The 22549-nt window shown below is 53.2% G+C and carries 14 protein-coding genes; 11 read left to right on the top strand and 3 right to left on the bottom strand.

Annotated features, from left to right (window positions below):
* Positions 1-3: 3 nt before the first annotated feature.
* From ACZ500_RS22155 to ACZ500_RS22115, 9 genes are all read left to right on the top strand, one after another.
* The gene (locus ACZ500_RS22155; protein WP_464229598.1) at positions 4-3357 is read left to right on the top strand and encodes a Swt1 family HEPN domain-containing protein; all 3354 of its coding nucleotides are present in this window, start codon (positions 4-6) and stop codon (positions 3355-3357) included.
* Positions 3358-3567: 210 nt separating this feature from the next.
* Complete coding sequence (locus ACZ500_RS22150; RefSeq protein ID WP_464229597.1) at positions 3568-7014, top strand: AAA domain-containing protein; 3447 nt, start codon at positions 3568-3570, stop codon at positions 7012-7014.
* Positions 7011-8579, top strand: coding sequence for a hypothetical protein (locus tag ACZ500_RS22145; RefSeq protein ID WP_464229596.1), 1569 nt, complete (start codon positions 7011-7013; stop codon positions 8577-8579). The genes ACZ500_RS22150 and ACZ500_RS22145 overlap by 4 nt, the downstream gene beginning before the upstream one ends.
* A gap of 95 nt (positions 8580-8674) precedes the next feature.
* Complete coding sequence (locus tag ACZ500_RS22140) at positions 8675-10915, top strand: McrB family protein (RefSeq protein WP_464229595.1); 2241 nt, start codon at positions 8675-8677, stop codon at positions 10913-10915.
* Between the two features lie 3 nt (positions 10916-10918).
* Positions 10919-12664 (top strand): DUF2357 domain-containing protein, encoded by a 1746-nt coding sequence (locus tag ACZ500_RS22135; RefSeq protein ID WP_464229594.1) that lies wholly within the window; start codon positions 10919-10921, stop codon positions 12662-12664.
* The gene (locus tag ACZ500_RS22130) at positions 12661-15264 is read left to right on the top strand and encodes a hypothetical protein (protein ID WP_464229593.1); all 2604 of its coding nucleotides are present in this window, start codon (positions 12661-12663) and stop codon (positions 15262-15264) included. The genes ACZ500_RS22135 and ACZ500_RS22130 overlap by 4 nt, the downstream gene beginning before the upstream one ends.
* Positions 15265-15381: 117 nt before the next feature.
* Positions 15382-16332: an HNH endonuclease gene (locus tag ACZ500_RS22125; RefSeq protein WP_464229592.1), complete on the top strand. Its 951-nt coding sequence runs from the start codon at positions 15382-15384 to the stop codon at positions 16330-16332.
* A gap of 699 nt (positions 16333-17031) precedes the next feature.
* Complete coding sequence (locus ACZ500_RS22120; RefSeq protein WP_464229591.1) at positions 17032-17319, top strand: hypothetical protein; 288 nt, start codon at positions 17032-17034, stop codon at positions 17317-17319.
* Positions 17320-17573: 254 nt separating this feature from the next.
* Complete coding sequence (locus ACZ500_RS22115; RefSeq protein ID WP_464229590.1) at positions 17574-18152, top strand: hypothetical protein; 579 nt, start codon at positions 17574-17576, stop codon at positions 18150-18152.
* Positions 18153-18600: 448 nt separating this feature from the next.
* On the opposite strand, the gene ACZ500_RS22110 is transcribed toward ACZ500_RS22115, so the two are convergent.
* Positions 18601-18894, bottom strand: a complete 294-nt coding sequence (locus tag ACZ500_RS22110) for a hypothetical protein (protein WP_464229589.1) — start codon at positions 18892-18894, stop codon at positions 18601-18603.
* A gap of 539 nt (positions 18895-19433) precedes the next feature.
* Here ACZ500_RS22110 and istA point away from each other — a divergent pair.
* Positions 19434-20948, top strand: a complete 1515-nt coding sequence (gene istA / locus ACZ500_RS22105; RefSeq protein ID WP_464233108.1) for an IS21 family transposase — start codon at positions 19434-19436, stop codon at positions 20946-20948.
* Positions 20949-20962: 14 nt separating this feature from the next.
* Positions 20963-21766 carry an IS21-like element helper ATPase IstB gene (gene istB, locus ACZ500_RS22100; RefSeq protein ID WP_464229588.1) on the top strand — a complete coding sequence of 268 codons (804 nt, stop codon included), beginning with the start codon at positions 20963-20965 and terminating at the stop codon, positions 21764-21766.
* Here istB and ACZ500_RS22095 read toward each other — a convergent pair.
* Both ACZ500_RS22095 and ACZ500_RS22090 read right to left on the bottom strand, forming a co-directional pair.
* Complete coding sequence (locus ACZ500_RS22095; protein WP_464229587.1) at positions 21742-22137, bottom strand: hypothetical protein; 396 nt, start codon at positions 22135-22137, stop codon at positions 21742-21744. The two genes, istB and ACZ500_RS22095, sit on opposite strands and share 25 nt — an antisense overlap.
* A 35-nt stretch (positions 22138-22172) precedes the next feature.
* Complete coding sequence (locus tag ACZ500_RS22090; protein ID WP_464229586.1) at positions 22173-22526, bottom strand: hypothetical protein; 354 nt, start codon at positions 22524-22526, stop codon at positions 22173-22175.
* Positions 22527-22549: the final 23 nt, after the last annotated feature.

Genomic DNA, 22549 nt, shown 5'->3' with positions numbered 1-22549 from the left:
CCCATGGCTATGACCAACCACGAACGTGTCGGAAAGGCTTTGGAGATGCTCAAAGCGGGGCTTGCCCCTTTCATCGAGCGGGAGATGAAGAGCATCTACCGTGAAAGCGCACAAGCCCAGACCATTAGCTTCATGGGGGATGACCGGCTGCTTGCCGGCAAATCCGTTAGCCAGTGGGACGTTGCGGCGCTCCTGAAGCTCATGTGGGCAGCCTGGAACAGCGTTTTCGGGAGGACCCTCGGGCCGGTCGAGCGCAGCCTGGTAAGCGAGCTCAGGGACTACCGGAACAAATGGGCCCACCAGGAGGCCTTCTCGAGCGACGATACCTACCGCGTCATGGACTCGGCCGGCCGCCTGCTGATGGCGGTCTCCGCCCCGCAAAGCGTTGATATCGAAAAGATGAAGATGGAACTCCTCCGCCTGCGCTTCGATGAGCAGGTAAGGGGGGAAAAACGGAAGAGCGCCGGGACGGCCATCGAAACCCAGGCCACGGGGGCCCTCAAACCCTGGCGGGAAGTGGTAAACCCGCACCCGGATGTGGCAAGCGGACGATACCAGCAGGCGGAATTCGCCGCTGACCTTTGGCAGGTGCACCTGGGCGAGGGGACAGCCGAGTACAAGGACCCGGCCGAGTTTTTCAGACGCACGTATCTTACGGTCAGCCTGAAAGAACTCCTGGTCGGTGCAGTGAGAAGGCTGAGCGGCACTGGAGGTGACCCGGTCGTACAGCTCCAGACAAACTTCGGGGGCGGGAAAACGCACTCCATGCTGGCGCTCTACCACCTCTTCTCAGGCATAACGCCAGGGAACCTCCTCGGGATCGACGCCGTGATGAAGGAAGCAGGGATTACAACCCTGCCCGCCGTAAATCGGGTGGTCCTCGTAGGGAATAAAATCTCCCCCGGAAACCCGGTGACAAAAACCGATGGGACGGTGGTCCGGACGCTTTGGGGGGAACTTGCCTGGCAGCTCGGAGGAAAACAAGCCTATCAGCGCATCGCCGCCGACGATGAGAAAGCCACGAGCCCCGGGGATGTTCTCCGGGAACTTCTCAAGGAGTATGGCCCTTCGATGGTTCTTATCGATGAATGGGTCGCCTATGCACGGCAGCTCCATGACCACGATGATCTTCCAGCGGGCACGTTCGAGACGCAGTTCTCTTTTGCGCAAGTCCTGACCGAATCGGCGAAACTTGCCGGGAATTGCCTGCTCGTGATCAGCATCCCGGCATCGGATACCACCGGATCGCCCCATGCCAAGGCTGACGATGCTGAGGTGGGAGGTGTCCGCGGGCGGGAGGCCCTTGACCGCCTCCGCAATGTCGTCGGGCGCCTCGAGTCTTCCTGGCGGCCGGCAAGCGCTGAAGAGGGCTTCGAGATCGTGAGGCGGCGTCTTTTCGAACCACTCGTAACCCCTGAGCAGTTCAAACACCGCGATTTAGTCGCGCGCGGTTTTTTTGACCTCTACCGGACACAGCACCAGGAATTTCCGCTCGAATGCCGGGATCCGGAATACGAGCAGCGCCTCAAGGCCGCCTACCCGATCCATCCCGAAGTCTTCGACCGGCTCTATACCGACTGGTCGACCCTGATCAAATTTCAGCGCACCCGGGGGGTGCTGCGCCTGATGGCCTCGGTCATCCATTCCCTCTGGGAAAAAGGGGACCGGAACCCCCTGATCATGCCTTCTCTTATCCCGATCGATGATCAGCGGGTGCAGTTCGAACTGACGCGCTACCTGTCAGACAACTGGGTGCCGGTGATTGAAAAGGACGTGGATGGCCCGAATGCTCTCCCACTCCGAATTGACGGTGAGTTGCCGAACCTCGGCAAATTTGCCGCCTGCCGCCGGGTGGCCCGTACGATCTACATGGGATCGGCGCCCACCTCGTCAGTGGCCAACCGCGGCATTGAAGATAGAAGGGTGAAACTCGGCTGTGTAATCCCGGGGGAATCCCCCGCCGTCTTCGGAGACGCCCTGCGCCGCCTGGCATCAACAGCTACCTACCTCTACCAGGACGGGCCCCGGGTCTGGTACTCGACCCAGCCTACGGTGACAAAGCTTGCCGAAGACCGCGCCGATCAGCTGAAACGAGACCCTGACAAGGTGGCAGTGGAGATGGAAAAGCGCCTGCGGGAAAGCCTCGCTAAGCGGGGAGACTTCCCTCGCATTCACCCCATGCCCCGCACGGGAGCGGATATCCCGGACGATCTCGATACCCGTCTTGTGGTGCTTGGCCCCGACTATCCATGCAGCAAGGACCCTGGGAACGAGGCCATCAAGGCCGCCAAAGCCCTGTATGAGTCTCGGGGAACAACCCCCCGACTTTTCCGAAACACGCTTGTTTTCCTCGCCCCCGACACCGCTCGGCTGCAGGACTTGGACGATGCTGTGCGGAGATATCTTGCCTGGGAATCGATCCTCCTCGAGAAGGATGCCCTTGATCTTTCCCCCCACCAGGTAAAACAGGCCGAGACCCAAAAGCAGTCGGCTGATAGTACCGTGGTTGCGCGGCTCCCAGAAACCTACCAGTGGCTGATCGTTCCGGTGCAGAATTCTCCGCAGGGTCCAGTAGAGTGGCAGGCGATTCGCCTCACCGGTCAAGACCCGCTTGCTGTTCGCGCAAGCAAAAAGCTCAAGAACGAGGAGCTTCTGGTCATCTCCCTTGCCGGCACCCGACTCCGCCTCGAGCTGGACCGCGTACCCCTCTGGAGGGGGAATCATGTGGCCATCCGGCAGCTTGTCGAAGACTTTGCCAAATACCCCTATTTGCCGCGGTTATCCGAGCCTTCGGTGCTTTTGAACGCGATTACCGACGGGCTAGGTCTGATTACCTGGGAATACGATTCCTTTGCCTATGCGGATAGTTTTGACGAGGCTGGGGAACGCTACCGTGGGTTGCAGACCTCTCAGCGGAGAACTTTGGTGGATCCGGACGCCCCAGGAGTGCTCGTCAAACCAGATGTGGCCAGAAGCCAGATTGATGCTGAAAAAGAGAAGGAGAGTAAAGACACAGGTTCTGGCTCAACGTCCGGAGGCGGAAGCTCTGGAGGAAACACGCATACCAACGGTACAGGCGGGGGATCACCCGAGATAACCACCACTCCGCCGATTTCTACCGGACCGAAAAGATTCCATGGGAGCGTAGAACTCGACTCGACCCGCGTTGGACGTGATGCAAGCCGCATCGCCGAGGAGGTTATAGCTCATCTCGTAGGCCTTACGGGTGCTGATGTAAAAGTCACACTTGAGATCGAGGCGAGAATTCCGGATGGGGCCCCAGAGTATGTTGTGCGAACGGTGACGGAGAACAGCATAACTTTGAAGTTTTCCACCCATGGGTTTGAGAGGGACTAAATAGGCTTTACCAAAAATATAAAGACAGATGGATGCTCCAGAAGAATTGCCACGGCGGCGTTTCAGCAGCACGACATAGAAACGGAGGATACTCCACATCTGCTCGATCAGAAGGATGGACTCGTTTGAAGATTACAGATGTATAAACCGCTTTCCAGCCACTAAAAATAACCGTTCGATGTTATTAAGAAAAATTCAGAAGCTGAAACAATGCAGCTAGACCCACAAACTAAAAGCAACCATGATATTCTAGAAGTCCTTAAACAATCTCCGCGTCCTCTGGGGTTTCGCCAAATCAAATCCAGGCTGCGCCGATCGGGACCAATTCCTGAATATTTGGTTTTAAGAGAGCTGCGTGAACTGCTTCACCAAGGTGATGTGGAGTTTCACAATGGAGCCTGGACCGTGGCAGGAGCACCTGTCGAGGTGGCCTATCCACATTCATTTTCCTTGCCCGCTCTCTCCCGGGAAACCCACAAAGAGCTTTGGGCGGATATCCCCTGGAGCGCTCCCGGTGTAGGAGAAGGCCCTTCTCCGCACACGGCTGGCGGGCGCTGGGGGCTGTTTCGCCGGCTTATGAGCTACTACATCCAGTGTGTTCGCAACGAGGAAGGAGCAGATGCCTCTGCCTTTTTGAATCAGTTGGGCCAGACTTTCATATACCTGCGCCGATTAGGCTTCTGGCAGCCTCGTCCTGGCGTGAGGTGGCAAATGACTCAACCGATAGGGCCTCACATGTCGGAGTTCTTGAAGGCTCTGCCCGCATCAACTGATGATAGCCACGTTGTTATAGGTTACCCACTGGCTGGACATTGCAAACAGGGTGAGGACGGTCTTTTCACAAGCATCGTCCGGCCAGTCTTTTACTACCCCGTACATGCGGAGATAGTCGGACAGGGATTGCGGCTGACCATTGAAACCCCTGTTCCAGAGGTGAATCTCAGCTGGCTGGAGTATTCATTTTCGAAAAATGCTGAACGGCAGCGAAACTTCCTTTCCGCATGCGGGTTTATGCGGGTCCAGGCGGACGATGAAGCCCCGCCCGCGCGCGAGGTGGGCGAAGTCGCCCCGAGTCTGGAGACGCTCACCACCGCCCTCTCTTCATTTTTGCCTGAGAAAACCCGGGAAGTACTGCATTTGTCCGATGTGCCGGGCGATGCATTGAGAGAACCTTTTGAAAGCGGTATATACAACCGAGCTGTGGTCATGCTTGCCAAGCGCACCCGATATAGCAAAGGGCTGCTGCAGGAATTGGGGGCTATTGCCAGGGCACCGGACGCAGACTTGGACAGAACGGCTCTGGCCCACATCTTTACTGAAAAGGAGACGTCCGGAGAAGATGACCGTGAAAGCACCCTTGGAGAAGGTATGGCGGCGGAAGTGTTTCCGTTCAACGCGGCCCAGCGTCGGGCTGTGGAAGCAATGCTTTCCCGCACCCTCTCGGTGGTTACTGGCCCCCCTGGTACGGGCAAAAGCCAGGTGGTGGCCGGGACAGCGGCCAACGAACGGCTCCAGGGAAATTCTGTGCTCATCTCCAGCCGCAACCATAAAGCCATTGATGCCGTGGTTAACAAGCTTGTCGGTCCCGACGGCGAAAGTTTGGTGGTCAGAGCAAACTCCAAGGAACTCCCCGACCTGCAAATGACGTTTTCCAAGGCCATCAAGTTGATGATCGTGGCCCAAGCCGATCCGGAATCACGCTACAAAGGATCCTTGGCTATGGAAGACCTGAATAACCGGCTGGCAGAGAGGAGGCTCGAGGCCGCGGCGGCGAAACAGGTTGCTGATTTGGCAGAAGCGCTCGGCACCATTGAAGATAGACTAGCCTACTTATATAGGGAGTTGCCGAGTGAAGCGGCTCAATTTCTCGATGCCTGCCCGCAAAATCTTCCCACCCAGGCGCTGCAGCGTACCCTTCAGAGCTTGGACAATGGTGACGGCATCCATCCTTGGCGAACTCTGGCCATCTTGTTTCACTATGTGCGACTTCGAAAAAGGCTTCGCCGCATTTCCGGCACGCCGGCACTGCCACTATTGTATGGCCGGAAAGCGCGGCGAATGCTGTCGGAAAACATGAAGCTGTTAAAGCAGACAGGCGAATATGCCTCTTTACGCATGACCGCTAAGGAAAAAGAGCGGCAAGCCTCAGGATTCCGGCCCCCGGATGAGATTACCAATACCGTTTCACGCATCAGTGAGCGCATTCGGCAGTTGCTGCCAGAACTGCTTTCACTGGACTTGAAAAGCCGCCAGGGACTGCGCGACGGCGCAGACAGGTCGGAACTGGCAGGTCTGCGCTCTGTACTCAACAGCTTGAGGTCAGGGCTTGCTGATGGCAAGCTGGACGACACGGCCATGACCGCGCTGCGCTCGAGTGGGCAGGAGATTTTACACGCCTTCCCCGTTTGGGCAGTGACCAGCCTTTCCATAAACTCCCGAATTCCCTTCTGCCCTGCGCTTTTTGACCTGGCCCTGATCGACGAAGCCAGTCAATCGGACACCCCTTCGGCCATCCCTGTTATGTTTCGCGCCCGGCGGGTGGGAGTTATCGGCGATCCATCGCAGCTGACACATACATCCAAGTTGAGCCCGGCAAAGGACACCTTTCTGCGTCGCGATTTGGGGCTGGAACGCCTGGAAGACCAGCGATTCGCCTATACACAGAGTTCCCTCTACGACCTCTGCGCTGGGGCAAGAAAGGTTGAGCCCATATTTCTGGATACAACCTACCGCAGTGCACAGTGCATTGCCGATTATTCCAGCGGGCTTTTCTATGGCGGCAGGTTACGTGTAGGGACATGTAGCGAAGGGCTTTTGACCCCAAGAGACATGAAAGTCGGCATCCACTGGACAGAGATCCAGGGGGAGGTCAAAAGTGCAGGGGGCAGCGGCTGCTATTGCGAGGAGGAAATTAAAGAAGTAGTGCGCTTGGTCCGGGACTTGCTCGAAGATCGGCAGTTTCCTGGCACCTTAGGGGTCGTCACGCCGTTCAGGCAGCAAGCCAATCGCATCCTGGATGTGATCACTCAAGGTGGCGTCAGGTATGACGCGTTCGTCAAGGCAAGGCTGCATGTGGACACGGCCCATGGGTTTCAGGGTGACGAACGCGACGTCATTCTGTTTAGCTTGTGCGGTGGGCCAGGCATGCCTGGTGGCTCACGGCATTTTTTGCAGGAAACGGGCAACCTCTTCAACGTGGCAGCAAGTAGAGCGCGTGCGGTACTGCATGTGGTAGGCAACAGGCAATGGGCGATGAAATGTGGCATTCGCCACGTGGAAATCCTGGCCCGGCCCCAGCATCTCATGCAAACGGATCACCCGGGGGGTCCGTGGCATCCGCACGAGTCCCCTTACGAGAAGATGCTTTTTGATGCTCTGAAAGAAGCGGGACTAGATCCCATGCCGCAATTCCCCGTGCGGTATCGACGGCTTGACATGGCCTTGATCAGGCAAGGCTCGCCTGCGTTCAAGCTGGACATAGAGGTGGACGGGGATTGCCACCGCAATCCAGACGGATCTCGGAAGCAGGACGACCTTTGGCGAGACATCGAACTCAAGGGCATGGGCTGGAAAGTAGTCCGGTTCTGGACCTATCAGCTACGCGAAAATCTCCCCAGCTGCGTGGCGAAAATCAAGACCATATGGGAGCGGGCATGAACGATTCCTTCAAGTACGACATTGACGATCAACAGGCCGAACCGCCTGCGCCCGAGAGGCGGCAGGATGCCCCTACTGCCCTGGACAAGGCCTTCCCGCCCCTCTGGTTCATGGGGGCGGTGATTTTTGTGGTCATCCTGGCGATACTGGCCATGGGCTGGAGAATTTCCGGCTTGGAAGATGAGCGGGTGTCCCTGGAGCATTCCCGGCAGGAATTACAGCATCAGCGGGAAACGCTTAAAAAGGAAAAGGCCCTCTATCAGAAAATTAATGAGGAACTTCCTGTATTGATACAACAGAGGGAAACATTGGGCGCTGAAATTGCCACGCTGGAGGGCGAGCTGAAGGTGGAGCAGATCAATTTTGAGACCGTAACAAGAGATTTGACAAGGGCTCAGGAGGCATTGGACGATACCCAACGCAAAACCACAAAAGCGGCCAAGGATAGAGAACAGGCTCTTGCTGAGTACCAAAAACTAAACTCCAAGACGCATGAATCGCAGCGCCTTGTGGAGCAGTTGACCAAGGAAGCGGTTGCCCTGCGGGGTAGCGTGGAAGGGCTCACAAAGGATCGAGAGACTCTGGAAAAAGCCGTGGCACAATTGCGCAAGAACAGAGGTGAGCTAGAGGCAGAGGTCGCCAGTCTGGAAAGCCGTGTCAAACAAAAAATGGCCGATCTAGAGCGCTATGCCGAAGACGAGAAGGCTTTCGCCCGTTTATCAGATGGATTTCAGATTGTTTTAAAAAAAATGCAGGATTCCAGCATACAGGCGGACAGATCCGTTTCTGCGCTGGAGCAAGAGGCTGAAGGTTTAAAAACGGCAGCCGAAACGATCAAGGAGACTTCGCTTTCGCTCAAGGACACCACGACATTCTTGGAAACACAGAATAGTGCTTTGAATGAAAGCGTGAAGGACATCACCGCAGCAGTCCAAAAGGCCGAGGAAGGCGTTAGTGAAATGCAGACGGCTGGCAAGGGCTTCACCGAGGCCAACGAGCGTATGGGGGGTATGGCAAAGGAAGCCGAGACGACACTTAAAGAATTGGGGTCCGTCCAGCGCAATTTGCTATCAGTAACACATGAGCTGGAGACGGCGGTGGGAGAACTGGATAGTGGTGTTAAAGCCGCGGAAACCCAAGTGGCCAGTCTGGAGGAAAGCGCAAAAAACACAGCTCCAGCTGTTGAGTCATTGCAGCAGACAAGCCAAGGCATGAAGGAAGAATACACTGGTATCAAGCAGTCGAGCCAGACACTTGCCGCTTTGGTTACAGGCCAGCAGGACGCCGCTGGGCAGCTTCTTGAAGCGACCAAGAGTTTGCAGGCACAGGTCTCTGCCCTGGTAACGGCGAAAGGTGGCATCGACCGGGTAGAGGAGTCCCTGGTCGGCCAATCCCGTAAATTGGAAACCATGCTTCAGGGGCTTTCCGCATTGAAGAGCAGACTTGAGGTACTTATCGCTTCGCTGGAACGAGCGCCTGCAGTGCCCCAACCTTCAAACGATCAACAAACAGGTACCGAACAGAATGGTAGCCAACTGTCCCCGAATGCTGGGCAACTCCAATAATTAAAGAAACGGTGCAAGACATGACTTCTTTATCCATCATACCCTCCGGCCTCTGGATCCTATCCGCAGGACTGACCATCGTCGTCCTTGTCATAATGTTTGGTTTCTACGCCCACTGGTGGCGTCGCCAACGCGCCTTTTTAAAGGATGCCGGCGATGTAGCCCAACTATCCGCCCGCAAACAGCAACTGGAGGCCGACGTCCGCGCCATCCGGGAATGGATCGTTCAGCAAAAGGCTGAGCTGCAACGACTGAACTCCGAGCGAGATGAACAGGAAAGGGTTCGGGGTTTGCTTACCGACCTCGAGCAGCGGTGCCTAAAGCAGGATCAGGAAAACGAGACACTACGCAAGGAAGTGGGCGAACTGGAAAATCAAAGGTATCTTCTTTCTCAAACGAATGGGATGTTGGACCAAAAGATCACGGGGCTTGAAAAGGATGTAAAGGAGCTAGAAGTCAAAAAAGCGGAAGCCGAAGGCATTGAGCATCGTCTGGTTGAGCTCCGGCGTGAGCGCGACGAGCTCGCACAGGCGCTCCACGACAAAGCCGAAACGGAGGCTCACCTTTCGACATTGACTTTGAAAAAAACGCAACTGGAATCATGCATGGAAGAACTTCAGCGGAATATAGCCCCTTTGGAAGAAAAGGTCGCAAATCTTAAAGAAGCTGCGGAAAATACCAGTGGCGAAATATTTTCGAAAAGAAATGAGCTTGATGCGGTATTGCGAGATCTACGGGACCAGCGTGAAGCATTACAAGGAGCGACCACAGAATTGTCTGAAACCCGCGCCCGGATGGAAACCCTAAACAACGAGAGAGCATCCTTGGAAAACCGATTGCATACGCTCACGGATGATATTGATTCGCTCAGTGCGGAAAAACACAGGTCGGCACAACAGGTTGAGCAGGTTCGTGAGCAAGTCATCTCTGCGGAGACGCTTCTTAACAATACTAATGATGAAGTGCAGGAAAAGAAGCACCTGCTGGAGCATATTCGTGAGCGCCTGGAATCCGACGAAATTAAGCTGTCAGGCCTGCAAGCTCACAAGTCATCTCTAGAAAGAGAAATCGAGAAGCTACAAGGGCAAGTAACCGGCAGGGGAGACAATGAACTACATGCTGCCTACGAAGATCTGCTGAATCGAAAGGCAGCTTGTTTCAAGACGAGCGAGTTCGCCTCTACCAAGCGCAATGACGACGAGTATCAAGCCCTGCAACACTTCAAGAACGAGTTGCGTGAGAGTGGGATCTACTTTCCCTCCCGGGTTATCGAAGCTTTCCACACCTCCCTTAAATGCCAGAGCATAAATCCTCTAACCGTACTAGCCGGGGTGTCCGGAACGGGCAAGACTCTGCTGCCAGTAAAGTACGCCGAGCACATGGGCCTGCATTCTTTGGTGATTCCCGTGCAGCCTCGCTGGGATTCGCCACAGGATCTCTTTGGGTTTTACAACTATCTGGAAAAAGAATACAAAGCCACGGAGCTGTCTCGCGCCCTTGTACGCATGGATCCCTACAACTACGATCCCAAGGAGTTTCCCGATTTTGACTTTGACTGGCCCAGAGACCGTGTACTTATGGTGCTGCTGGACGAGATGAATTTAGCTCGTACCGAATATTACTTCAGCGAATTTCTTTCCAAGCTAGAATTGCGCCGCCTGGTTGAGAACCCGGCAAACACGGCACACCGCGAGAAGGCCGAAATCGAGCTGGATACTGGTCCAGGCAGCGGCCGCGGCTTTCGCATCTGGGTGCCGGAGAACGTGCTGTTCGTAGGCACCATGAACGAGGATGAAACCACGCAGACCCTTTCCGATAAGGTGCTGGACCGCTCCAACGTGCTGCGATTCGGAAAGCCAGACGAGCGGCGCAAGGATCCTAAAAGCCGAAATCAGAAAAAAAAGGCTCGCCCCTTTCTCACCCATGATCGGTGGAACGACTGGTGCAAAACGGCTAATGGCAATGAGGTATGGCAGTCTAAAATGGAAGATTGGATCCGCCGCTTGAATAACGGACTCGAGAAGGTAGGGCGTCCCTTCGGCTACCGCGTCGAAGACGCCATTGCCTTGTATCTATCCAACTACCCAGATGCTGGCCAGGACGATCGATATAAGCTGGCTTTTGCCGACCAAGTGGAGCAGAAGATTATTCCCAAGTTGCGAGGGTTGGATGTGGCCGAGCATAATACCATGAACTGCCTGCAGGAGGTCGCCACCGTCATCGATTCGCTTAGCGATGGCGAATTCTCCTCAGCTTTCAGATCTGCCATAGAAGAAAGCAAAAATTTAGGTATGTTCACCTGGCGAGGCGTTACGAGATCCTTAAAGGATGAATAAGCCATGAAGGGCGCCGTTGACGTCCAACTGCATCTATGGCCCTGGTCCGTGGGCAACGGGGACGAATCCTTTAACCTTATCCGCGGCTCTGCCAACGTCCCGTTCTACGGTAGTCCAGTACTATCGGTTTCCGAAAACGCTACTGTTTTGCTGGCCAGGCGCTACGAACGGTTTTTGCCCTTTGGGCCGAAGTTCAAGGCTGTCGATGGAGCCTATCAACTCTACCAGACGCCCCATGGCGTCGTTGCCCAGAAGGCAGCGTTGCAGAAATATAAAGCGGCGGACAACATGGACGACAGCCATAGAAAGACAATTTTGTCCATCCACAGTGAAGAGGGTGTCCGTGAGGTACTTCTATCTACCTTGTATGCAGAGGCTAGTGCGCAAAAGGAAGATGTCGGCTGGGCCGAAAGCCGACTTTTCCGAACCATCCTGGCTTGGTCCAATTTCTTCGACGAATGTATTCTGGAGTCCAAAGGCACCCAACGCCAGGGCAAACTGCCATGGTCCAATATCGCGGATTATATAAAAAAGCTCGCCCAGAGTGAAGATGAGCCGCGCATGGCGCTCATAGTGCACGTTGCAGACGCCATGCGGCAGCATTTACCCAACATTGTACATGCCGCACGGCGTATCCTTGTTCGGGAGCGTAAGATGATGCCCGCCCCGCGGGTGGCCGAAACTGACACCGCTTGTCTGCAATGGTACATGCGACAGCCCGGCACCACCTCCACAGAAAAAGCAGCCACTAACAGGCACCGGCTTATGGGTGTTTCACGTTACGAATCGCTGGACACTCTGGAGAACAAAGTACTCAAGGACTTTCTGGTTCGTTGCCGCTTGGAGTGCCGGCGTTATCTGAATTTTGACTGCAACCTGAATCAGCGCACGCATTCCGACCGCGGCAGCAAAGTCAAATCCTTCGGCAACATCTGCGCCGAACTCAGGCAACTGCCGCAGCTTGCGAATATTTCTAGACCTCCAGCCATTCCAAAACCCAATTACGTGCTGCAGAATGACGTCCGCTACAAACGCATATGGAAGTACTACCTCAGACTGCTGCGGCAGGAGGACGAGGAGGATCGATTGTGGGACTGGCAGGCGCGTACCTGGACTGACATCAGCCGCCTATTGGTGAATGCCGCCCTTATGGCCTTGCGTGGCGAAACCGCTGGAAAGGTGGGGTATCGGTTCGAGGAAATCCTGGCTTCAGTATTCGAAATTCTGTCCGAACAGCGGCTGGGCATGCGCATAGAGCGGGGCTCTGAACCCGGTCCTTTTCTCGTTCGCCCTCCTAGGGGGAGGACAGGCAGGGACCTGGCCTTGGAAGTTGTTCATCCCGACCTTGCCGAAGAGCACGGGCTGGTGAGGCACTTTGGGCGTACGGGCGGCCACCTCTACCTGGTGTTCAGCCCGCTGGACGGCTCAAGGCAATCGGTCGTGGTGGTATGGGCAGCGCATACCGCTGCCTGTACGCCTTCTGCTCGACCCTCTTGGCAGACAATCGCAGATTCTGCCGCAAGAGCACTCAAGCGGCACAGTGATTTTCTGAGTGATCGTGCACAGGGCTTCCCTCATCTTTACGCCTTCGTGGTTGCCAGTGATGTGGACGCGCTGAAACCTGATTTGATTACTTCAGAAAATGGGAATGTACATCTTGTCGAGATACCCACCAGTCAGCAGTTTTGGGCTGAGGCGGTGGATTGGATTGCCTTGGTAATCGAAGAAGTATTGGGAAGACTGGTATGACCAGAGTGTATGGCATTTCCGCTTTCGGTTTGAACGACTCTGTTGCCAGTCCGGGCGATGGGCTGAAGAAAAGCGGTTTCTACGTGGCGGACGCAGTGTTGCCTAAACGCGCCCTTGGCCAGATCCGAACCGGCAATGAGGCAGAGCAGGAGCGTGTGCATTCAGGTATCTATTGGCCTCCCGAGGCGAGGGTCAAGCCCGGTCAACCGCTTCGGCGATTGCCGATCCCGGTGGCCTGGTCGCTGCTGGTGGATTCAGGGGACACAACAGCGCCGGTTCGCTGGAACGTGGGTCATGGTGTATCGATTCCACTCGCAGACATTCTATCGGCCCACGTGAGGGGCCTGATGCATGAGAACGCGTTTGACGCCGATAATGACAGCCGGGCTGTGGTGGCCATCCCCAACCACCTGGACGAGTTCCACCAAGAGGCCATGCTGCAGGCATTCGGCACCGTCAGAGAAAGGATCTCACTGGTTTGGCGTGCTGTGGCTGCAGCTATGCGGTGGCTGGACGAGGCCATGCCTGAGAACCTCGAGCCTGGTGATTGGATGCTCGTGGCATACATGGGCGCGGATGGCATAGAGTTCACATCGTTCGAACTGCGCGAAGAGGTTTGCGAGGGTCGTCGCTTCCTGCTGCCCGTGCGCAATCGTCCCCGCCAATCACCCGGCCCTGCCGGCTGGCAGTGGGCTTGCGCCCTCGCCGTCAAGGCGGACCCCATATGCTCTAAAGATCATGGGGCATTCTGGCAAGCCTTCACCAATTTTCCTGAACTATGGGCTGCCATCGCCGGTCTGCAGTGGAAAACGCAGGAGCTTCCAAGGGCCTGGTCCACTGGTAAAGGATGGAGGTACTGGCATCCATCCCTGGACCTGTTTGATGAGGCCACCCGTTGCAGTATCGAAGGCGGGGGGCTTTTGCACGAGCTGATCAAAACATCGTGTTCCATTCCTCTTCGCCACCGCGAAAGCAAGGGAAAAACCTGGGGGCTGCACTTGATCGGGTCATTTAACGAGGCCCTACAGCAGCGCCAAGGCCGCCTGCGCGGGGCGGTTGTCTGCGGCCCGCTCTATGCTTCCACGGCTCAAACATGGCTCCAGGACGTCCACATAAATCTGCCTTGCTTACAGGAGGCTCGTCCAGATACGCTGTGGCTGCCAAATGCAGCAGTGGACCCTGTCGCCACAGGAGCAAGGCTCTTTGGCCAGCGCATAGCTGCGGGGCTTCCCACATATTTGGACACCCTGCCGGGGCTGGCTGTATATGCCGAAAAACCCGGGGGTGGATTAGAGTGGGTAGATGTAGTGGAAGCCAAAGAATGCGCGGGCGGGCAGGCTTATACTCGTAATATACCGGACCGTTTCTTCCTGAAAAAGCAAACCGATGCTTTGCATGTCTATTTGCAAAAGGAGGCTCAAGAAAACGATACTGAGACGCCGTACCGCTACGATATAGTTAAATTCCCTTCAATCCCAGATAGAGACGTTAAATTGACAATCGAAGTGGAAATGCGCCCTGCCAGCGGCCTTGCCCGCGTGGTTATTGTTCCTGAAGAAGAGGAGACTTTCCAAGGCAGGGCTAAGATCTTCGATTACTCCAGAATGAAAAAAGTGGATGCAAGGGACCTGCCGGAACCGGCGCTAAGATGGCCAGAGACGTTGCACCGCGAGGCTACAATCAGCGAAGATGCCTTTAAAGATTCCAGGTTTATAAGATTCATTGACCTTTCTGATAGTGTTTTACAAAGTGAATTCTTACAAAAATTGGACAATGTGAAAATTGCGCTGTATTCTTCTTTTTGGAATGCAGAAACAAACTCATATGAAATAAAAATTGATGAGAATGGACTTACTGGATCTCAATACGGAAACGAAGTCATGAAAGCGCTCGCCGCCAAAATTGAATCCAGGGCAGACACTTTTCTTCGCAGCCTAATTCCAAATCCCGAAACAGAAAAGTACATTGTACGTTCCACTTGGCTCTGGGCGAGAACGCCTAATGCAATAATAGATTATCTGACGCATTTTTTTATGATAAATAGTCAAAACAAATATGGCGCAACCTGGAATTATTTTGCTGAATCAGCAAGCAGATGTATGACAAAAAAGAAAAATATATCAACACTGTTCAATGCTATATTCAAGAGATCTAAAAGCGGAATCAAAAGTCTATCCCTGTTCCCAATACAATCCTCACGCTCTCTGGCTAGGGTATTGTCGTATCGAGAGGATGCATATGACGCACTGGAAGACGATATGGCCGTGCATTTCGCCATGCGGGCGGCTGAGGTAATCCGAAAGCAGGTTAGAAATAGGAATATTGCGAATAGCTTTTTCGAAGGAGCATTTCTTTTTCTTACACTACTCAGGTTCAGGATCAAGGAGCCTGACTTTATGGATCCGGAAAATCCGAGGGACGCCAATCTGTTCAAAGAAGTTGAGAATTGCATGAAGGAAGCTCGCGCAATTGTCCAAAATCAGCCCAATAGATTAGCGAAGATCGATTGGCTCATTCAGGGAATTGTGGATTTCATGTACTCCAAAGGTCAAAGTGGACTTATTAGTGCCATTGCAAGTGAGGCTGGGGGTGACAAGTAAAATGATTAGGACAGAAAGTTAGACCGGAAGTTACCCCATATATAAAGATTAGCGGAAGAGTAGCGATCTCGATAGCAACCACAATCCAAACGGTGGCATTTAGGATATCCAAGCGGAATGGACTTCGGAGCCACGAAGGGGAATCCGACGGTGGTGCTTTCTGATCTTAGGATACGCCAGGAAGCATTTCAATGGCTTGAGGCCCAACGAGCTATACACGGTGATGCCTTGCCGCGCGTAATTCTACAAGGGGGCTTTTTTCTGGAGGGCAAGAGGATTCGGCTTGTTGGACCGCAGGGAATTTTCAAGCCTAAGTGCATGGAACTGCCGCTTTCGATCACGACGGTCCCCTCAGGGCCCTATTCCGACAGCTTTACCAGTGGGGGGCTGTTACTTTACCGCTACCGTGGAACCGATCCAGAGCACCGCGACAATGTCGGATTGCGAAAAGCCATGAAACAAGGTGAGCCCCTGGTTTATTTCCATCGGATCATGGCGGGACAATATGTACCAGCTTGGCCAGTGTTCATAGTAGCTGACGATCGGGTCGGGCTGACTTTCACGGTGGCCGTTGACGAAGTCCGGCATGAATTTGCTTCAAATTTCATCGGAGTAAGCGAACCAAGCCAGGAGCGGATAGAGGAGCATTTTCGCCGCGCCTACGCTACCCGCAACTTCCGCCAGCGGCTTCACCAGAGTTCGTTCCGGGAACGCGTTTTAAAGGCCTACCATGAGCAGTGCGCCTTCTGCCGACTGCGCCACAGGGAACTGCTAGACGCGGCCCACATTCTACCGGATATCGATCCAGAAGGAGAGCCGGTTGTTTCAAACGGTCTTTCGCTGTGTAAACTGCATCACGCCGCTTTCGACCGCCACTTCGTGGGTATTCGCGATGATTACCGCATTGAGGTACGGTCTGACATTCTGAAAGACACCGACGGTCCGATGTTGGTTCACGGACTTCAGGCGCTTCACGGCCGTCGTATAATTCTGCCGCGCCAATCCGATCTGAGGCCGAACGGTGATTTTTTGCAGCGACGTTACGAACTTTTCCGAAAACCTGGATAAACCCTTTTCGTTTGCATAGCCATGATAAGAGAAAAGATCTATGCCTCATTAAATGTCATTGACTTAAGTATTTAAGTTACGGGTATGTGAACCATAGCAGCAATTTTCAGTTTCGCCCCCCTCTTTCCAGGATTTTTACGGCGCGGTCGGATAATGGATAAAGACGTACCGAGTAACGAAAGGAGGCGTAAAAGGATTTCATTGACCGGTCGCCGGGCAAAGACGCCACGCCGTTGTTTTTCCTTGACGAAAGAAAGCGCATAGGTGAAGTTGACCTGGTACTAGGGTCGATTGAGAGCGTGGCGGTAAAAGAATTCCGAGAAACAAAAATATTTGTAACGAGATCTGTTAAACTAGGGGAACATTATAGAAGGCAGTTTCTGCACCAAATGCAGGATTTTTGCTAAAATTTCCAGTCAAAATATAGCGGTTTATAACAATTTCCATTCGCTTTGTTTTATACCTTCCGCATGATAGTATAATTTTATATTTTTAAGTAGAAGCATGCTCCACGCTCTTATATTTCAATGATATCTAAATTTAACTATCTACCTACTAAATGAAAGATAGTGTTAATAGATATATTTTCTAAGCAAACAATTTATCGGCAATATCATGCCTTTATGATATTGATCATTTTCTTATATGTTATTATAAATCTGCATTTTAATTCTTTAATAGCAAGAGAAAGGAGAATCAATGAAAAACATCATATTCGGATTATCAATCATGCTTTTGCTTTTTGGTTGTGCTACTGCCTCGAAAACATATACATCTGATGGAGAGGAAGGATATGTCATAAACTGTTCAGGTAGTGCGCTTAATTGGGGCATGTGCTATGAAAAAGCTGGAGATATTTGTGGAACAAGAGGTTATGAAGTTTTAGAAAAAAGCGGAGACACAGGTGCTATGGTAACCACCGGCCAGTATGGCGTTTTTGGAGGCTCCACTAATAACAGGAGCATGGTCGTTAAATGTAAGGATTAACTTTCAGTCTGTCAATCGAGGGTTGTTGAAAAACTCTATGATGAATTCATGAAACACGTCGGCTCCGTTGAAGATTTTTGCGGACATTTACTTAGCTAAAGGTGGCCAGCTTCTAAATGAAAATGGCTCGAAGCCCCAAATACTTGATTCACCAAAGGTCATCGAATGGCTTTTCTAGGTTCGCAAAGTATAATATGCTACGCTACCAAACAATCGCCACTCGCTGTAAACATATACCGAATTGGAGGAAAATAATGAGAAATAAGTATGTTTTGATATTTCTTTTCATGCTTTTTGTTTTTGGGATCTCTAATATGCAGAACGCGCAGGCAGTGATCGAAGTATATGATGCTAACGATCAACATCTGGGTGAATTGGTGCCTAATAACAAGCACCATCTTAATACTGTAGTGAATGATCCATCGGATGCCGCTATAGTATTCTGCAATCCAAATTCTGGTTTATTTATTGGCATAAATCTTATTACAGGCGATTTATGTTTCACTGAATTGTATTTTCAAAGTGATAATTGTGAAGGCCAGCCTTATATCCCATTTAATAAAATGTATGTTGTTTATAGAAATGGTGCCCGATGCTGGACAGGAGTTCATGCAATACCATCTTATTTAACAACGAGGTATTATTTGGATATTGATGGTACATGTGCTTATACTGGACCAACATGGACCAATACAATGTACTTCGTGCCCGCTATCGAAATTCCAGAGGAGAGTTTGGGTATCAGTTTACCTGTCGCATTGCCCTTGCGATTTGAATATGTAGATTGTTGTCAAAATTCTGATCATCGGCATAAAAAGAATAAAAAGCGATAAACTAAGAACCCTGTTCAATGGAGCGATAGGGCGGACCCGAAGGTCCGCCTATGTGCTTGGATATTTGATTTTTACTAATATTGCATCATAATAGGCAATAATAATTTCTCCTCCAATGAAAGATCCTTACTGAGAAATTCTTCCGCGTCTGTCCCTCCCCTTTTCCCTGTCTTTTTCTGTTTGGCGGTTAAAACCAACCTTTAAACAAAAAAGGAGCGAATCATGAATATTCCTTGAAGAGAGCAATGAAATTCCATGATCGTGATGCTGAGAGCAGGATGAGAAAAGCTGTTACCGATGCTATCAGTGCAGCAGGAAAAACGACATTCAAAATTTTTCGCATTTTATCCTCCCCCTCTTGATCTTCAAATCGGCACGAGGAGCGCCGCCCTCGGCCTGACCCTTCCCTAGGTGCAGGCCAAAGCAATATCGTCGATTGTAGCTGTTCCTAGCTGTTTTTCCGGGGTGCCAGTCTTGTTCGAAGCGCTGTCTTGAGGCGTACTTCGTGCTCGGCGGGATCCACATGTGATCGCATCCAATCCTTCCAGCTTGAGTGCCGGCGCCATCGCCAGAATCCGTGCCGAACCGCCTCATGTTCAGGTGGCAAGATCTCATTCGGATCTGTCCTGCCGACCAGGGCGAAATATCTGTTGACATCCTCGATGAACTCCTTTGGAACATCGCAGGCCGGCGTGAAGGCTTGCTCCAGCCTGCGGATCCGAACCTCATACTTGCTTGGCATCGAAGTCTTCCTTCCTTTCGTATATGTAAAGACATGCCCTCTGTGATTTTGCAGTTCGACAACCCAGGCGTGAATGCCGCAGATGGTTTTTGTAAAAATGCGGCCTGAATTTCCGCGATAGTATTTTATAGAGACGGGGCGGGTAAATCCTGGGGGTACCCCCCCTCTAGCTTTTTCAGGCAAAATCTTCGGCCTTCGGGAACCTTTGACGCCGCTGTTCTATCGCCGCCGCCGCTTGCTCTTCTGCGGGGCGAAGCATGGCCTCTGTTAGTGATCGCCTATATAAGTCCATTATGTGATCGCCGTAATCGAGCCACTGCGTGATCGGCTTAATGAGGCCACTTGGTGATCGGCGTAATGGAGCCAGTCCATGATCGCCTTAATGAGTCCAGTCGATGATCGCGGTAATGGAGCCAATGTGGAGGAATCGTTTTCTGCCTGAAGGAAGGAAAGGGTCTCGGACCAAGAGTTCATCATAGGGTAGACTTCCTGGAAAAAATTTTCCGGGAGGGACTGCCATGGCAAACAGGAGGTTCGAGATGCATCATTACCGCCAGGTTATTTTTCGGATGCGCATGGGGCAAAGCGACCGTGCCATTGCCAAGAGCGGGCTGATGGGCCGGATCAAGTGTGCCGAGGTAGGGGCCGTTGCGGAGAGGAACGGCCTTCTGTCGGCCGTTCCTCTCCCTGAGGATCAGGTCTTGGGCAAATTGTTTGAGAGTAGCACGGAGCGAGCGGCTCAGCCGTCTTTGATTGAACCGTTTGAAAGTCAAGTCAAGCAATGGTGGCAGGAGGGTATTTGCGGAACGACGATTCACCGGGCGCTTAACAGCCACGGGTTTGCCGGCAGCTACTCCTCTGTGCGGCGTTTCCTGCAGAAACTTGATAAGCGCAACATACAGGCAAGCTGCGTGCTCGATTTTGAGCCCGGCGAGGCTGCACAGGTGGACTTCGGAACGGGTCCGACCATTACGGATGTGTTTACCGGCGAAGTGCTCAAGACCTGGATTTTTGTCATGACACTCTGCTACAGCCGCCACCAGTATGCCGAACTGGTTCTGGACCAGACGGTCAAAACGTGGCTTTGCTCTCACCGCCATGCTTTTGAGTTTTTCAATGGGATTCCCTGTAAAGTGATTATCGACAACCCGAAGTGCGCGATTACCCGTGCATGTTATTATGACCCTGATGTACAGCGCTCTTACGGGGACCTTGCGGAGGCCTACGGCTTCCTGATCAGCCCCTGCCCGCCTCGGGATCCGAAGAAAAAGGGCCGGGTGGAGAGCGGGGTCAAGTACATCAAAAGGAGTTTTTTGCCCTTGCGAGAGTTCCGCAGCCTCCGCGATGCCAACGAGCAACTCCAGCGGTGGGTGCTCGAGGAGGCAGGCAACCGGATTCATGGCACGACCAGACAGAAGCCTTTGAGCGTTTTCGCCGAAACCGAGAAAGTGTTCCTGAAGCTTTTGCCCGACGTCGCACCGGAGATGGCCGTATGGACGCACGCCAAGGTCCATGCCAACTGCCATGTGCAGTTCGAGAAGGCCTATTACTCGGCGCCCTTCAGCCTCGTGCACCGCAAGCTCTGGCTCAAGGCAACGGAGAAGACCGTGAAGCTTTACAAGGACTTTGAGCTTGTGGCGGTTCATCCTCGCCTCTACACCCCTGGAAGACACGCTACAGTGGACGAACATCTTCCACCCGAGGCCCTGGCCTATAAACTGCAGGATCCGCAATGGTGCCTCAAGCAGGCTGAGTTGGTCGGCGAGCACTGCCACCGCCTGATCCGCAGACTTTTTAGCAACCGTGTCCTCGATAATCTGCGGGCCGCGCAGGGCGTCATCCGCCTCGGCAAGAAGTATGGCGCCGGGAGGCTCGAAGAGGCCTGTGAGAGGGCCCTGCACTTCGATAACCCCCGCTACCGGGCCGTCAAGACCATCCTCGAGAAAGGACTCGATCAGGTCCCCTTCAAAGAGGAACCACAGCCTGCGCTCGCTTCGGTCTACCAGGCATCGGGCCGGTTCATCAGAAAACGCTCTGAGCTTCAGGTTCACTGACAAAGGAGGCGCCCATGAATCCCATGCCGGATCTGATCCCCATGCTCAAGCAACTGCGCCTCTCAGGCATTCTTGATTCTATCGAGAGCCGCAACCGCCAGGCTATCGACGAGAAACTCTCCTACATGGATTTCCTCGCCACCATCATCCAGGACGAGGTGGCCCGCAGAACCCAGAAGAAGTTGGCCTCGGCACTGCGCCGGGCCAACTTCCGCAATCACAAAACCCTGGAGGAGTTCGACTTCACCTTCAACCCCCACATCAACCGCAGCCTGATCATGGATCTTGCCTCCTGCCGTTTCATGCAGGAGAAGGTCTGCATCTTCATCGTGAGGCCCTGCGGGACCGGCAAGAGCCATATCGCGCAGGCCCTGGGCCATTGCGCCATCCGCGCCGGGCATGATGTCCTCTTTACGACCCAGAGCAAAATGCTCGCGCAGCTGCATGCAGCCAGGGCCATCAACGCCTTTGACCGCCAGTTCGCCAAACTGGCCGGCGTCGATCTGCTCATCATCGACGACTTCGGCCTCAAGCCCCTCAAGGGCAGCCAGGACGAAGACTTCCATGACGTCATTGCCGAACGCTATGAACGTAAAAGCACCATCGTGACTTCGAACCTCGATATTCCAGAGTGGACCGACGCCTTCCCCAACCGTATCCTCGGGGCAGCCACCATCGACAGGCTTCGGCACGGTGCCTACAAAGTCATGCTCGAGGGCAAAAGCTACAGATCCCCACGGGGGACTCAGAAAGACCAAAAAATCACCTGCTCCAAAACGCAAAAAACACCAGGTCAGAAAGGGGGTGAAATCGGTTGATTTGACAGGCGCCCCGAGACCCTTTTCCGCCACTTTTTAATGGCTCCATTAAGGCGATCATGGGTGGCTCTATTAGGGTGATCATTGACAGCCTCGAAGAATAACGTGCCGCTTTTCTCCACAATCCGGGCTTTGCTGGCCCAGGCTGTAAACCGACGATGATGTTTCCAGAAGGTGGTGTCTGCTTCCTCGAAGGCTTTTCTCTTCGCTTCAGGCACCTTCCCGCCCTGGCGCTCCAGTTCCATGATTTCGTCAAGTAGGCTGAAGCGCTGATCCGCTGCATAATCATATTCGGGCGGAGTAGGCGGAATAGCCGCAGCATCTTGACCTTCCAGCTTTCGGATTCTTGCTTCAAAGTTTCTGACAGACATAGCCTGTTCCTCCTTCCTGCTAGCTAGCTAGCGAGCTAGCATCCATAAGGGTTCATCCTGATTCGCTGCATAGCCTTTTGAACAAATTCCCCGATCAGTTCTCTTGTGACCCATTGTTTCGCTGATAGCTGGACAACCCATTGGAGTATTTTTTCAGGTGTGTTGCAACGCACATATTCGATGTTGTATTGATAGCCGGGGCATCCGGTGTCAATATCGAAGCAAGCGCTTTCATCATTCAGGGAAATGCGCCTTGCTATCCTGAAATCATCCTGACCTAATCGCTGAAGGTCACGATAAGGATTCGACTTGCCCCTTGTTTCTGACCTCTGAAAGCGCCCTCTGGCTTCCAAATCTCCACGGAGATCAACGATATTGCTTTGGTCCATAGTAGCCTGGCATGCTGGACATC

Source organism: Desulfatiglans parachlorophenolica, from assembly GCF_055394735.1.
This window is presented reverse-complemented; position numbering and strand designations above follow the sequence as displayed.

Excerpts from the sequence above, each read along its gene's own strand:
- ACZ500_RS22155 (WP_464229598.1), top strand. The coding sequence starts at position 4 with ATGGCTATGACCAACCACGAACGTGTCGGAAAGGCTTTGGAGATGCTC.
- ACZ500_RS22150 (WP_464229597.1), top strand. The coding sequence starts at position 3,568 with ATGCAGCTAGACCCACAAACTAAAAGCAACCATGATATTCTAGAAGTC.
- ACZ500_RS22145 (WP_464229596.1), top strand. The coding sequence starts at position 7,011 with ATGAACGATTCCTTCAAGTACGACATTGACGATCAACAGGCCGAACCG.
- ACZ500_RS22140 (WP_464229595.1), top strand. The coding sequence starts at position 8,675 with ATGTTTGGTTTCTACGCCCACTGGTGGCGTCGCCAACGCGCCTTTTTA.
- ACZ500_RS22135 (WP_464229594.1), top strand. The coding sequence starts at position 10,919 with ATGAAGGGCGCCGTTGACGTCCAACTGCATCTATGGCCCTGGTCCGTG.
- ACZ500_RS22130 (WP_464229593.1), top strand. The coding sequence starts at position 12,661 with ATGACCAGAGTGTATGGCATTTCCGCTTTCGGTTTGAACGACTCTGTT.
- ACZ500_RS22125 (WP_464229592.1), top strand. The coding sequence starts at position 15,382 with ATGGACTTCGGAGCCACGAAGGGGAATCCGACGGTGGTGCTTTCTGAT.
- ACZ500_RS22120 (WP_464229591.1), top strand. The coding sequence starts at position 17,032 with ATGAAAAACATCATATTCGGATTATCAATCATGCTTTTGCTTTTTGGT.
- ACZ500_RS22115 (WP_464229590.1), top strand. The coding sequence starts at position 17,574 with ATGAGAAATAAGTATGTTTTGATATTTCTTTTCATGCTTTTTGTTTTT.
- ACZ500_RS22110 (WP_464229589.1), bottom strand. The coding sequence starts at position 18,894 with ATGCCAAGCAAGTATGAGGTTCGGATCCGCAGGCTGGAGCAAGCCTTC.
- istA (WP_464233108.1), top strand. The coding sequence starts at position 19,434 with ATGCATCATTACCGCCAGGTTATTTTTCGGATGCGCATGGGGCAAAGC.
- istB (WP_464229588.1), top strand. The coding sequence starts at position 20,963 with ATGAATCCCATGCCGGATCTGATCCCCATGCTCAAGCAACTGCGCCTC.
- ACZ500_RS22095 (WP_464229587.1), bottom strand. The coding sequence starts at position 22,137 with ATGTCTGTCAGAAACTTTGAAGCAAGAATCCGAAAGCTGGAAGGTCAA.
- ACZ500_RS22090 (WP_464229586.1), bottom strand. The coding sequence starts at position 22,526 with ATGGACCAAAGCAATATCGTTGATCTCCGTGGAGATTTGGAAGCCAGA.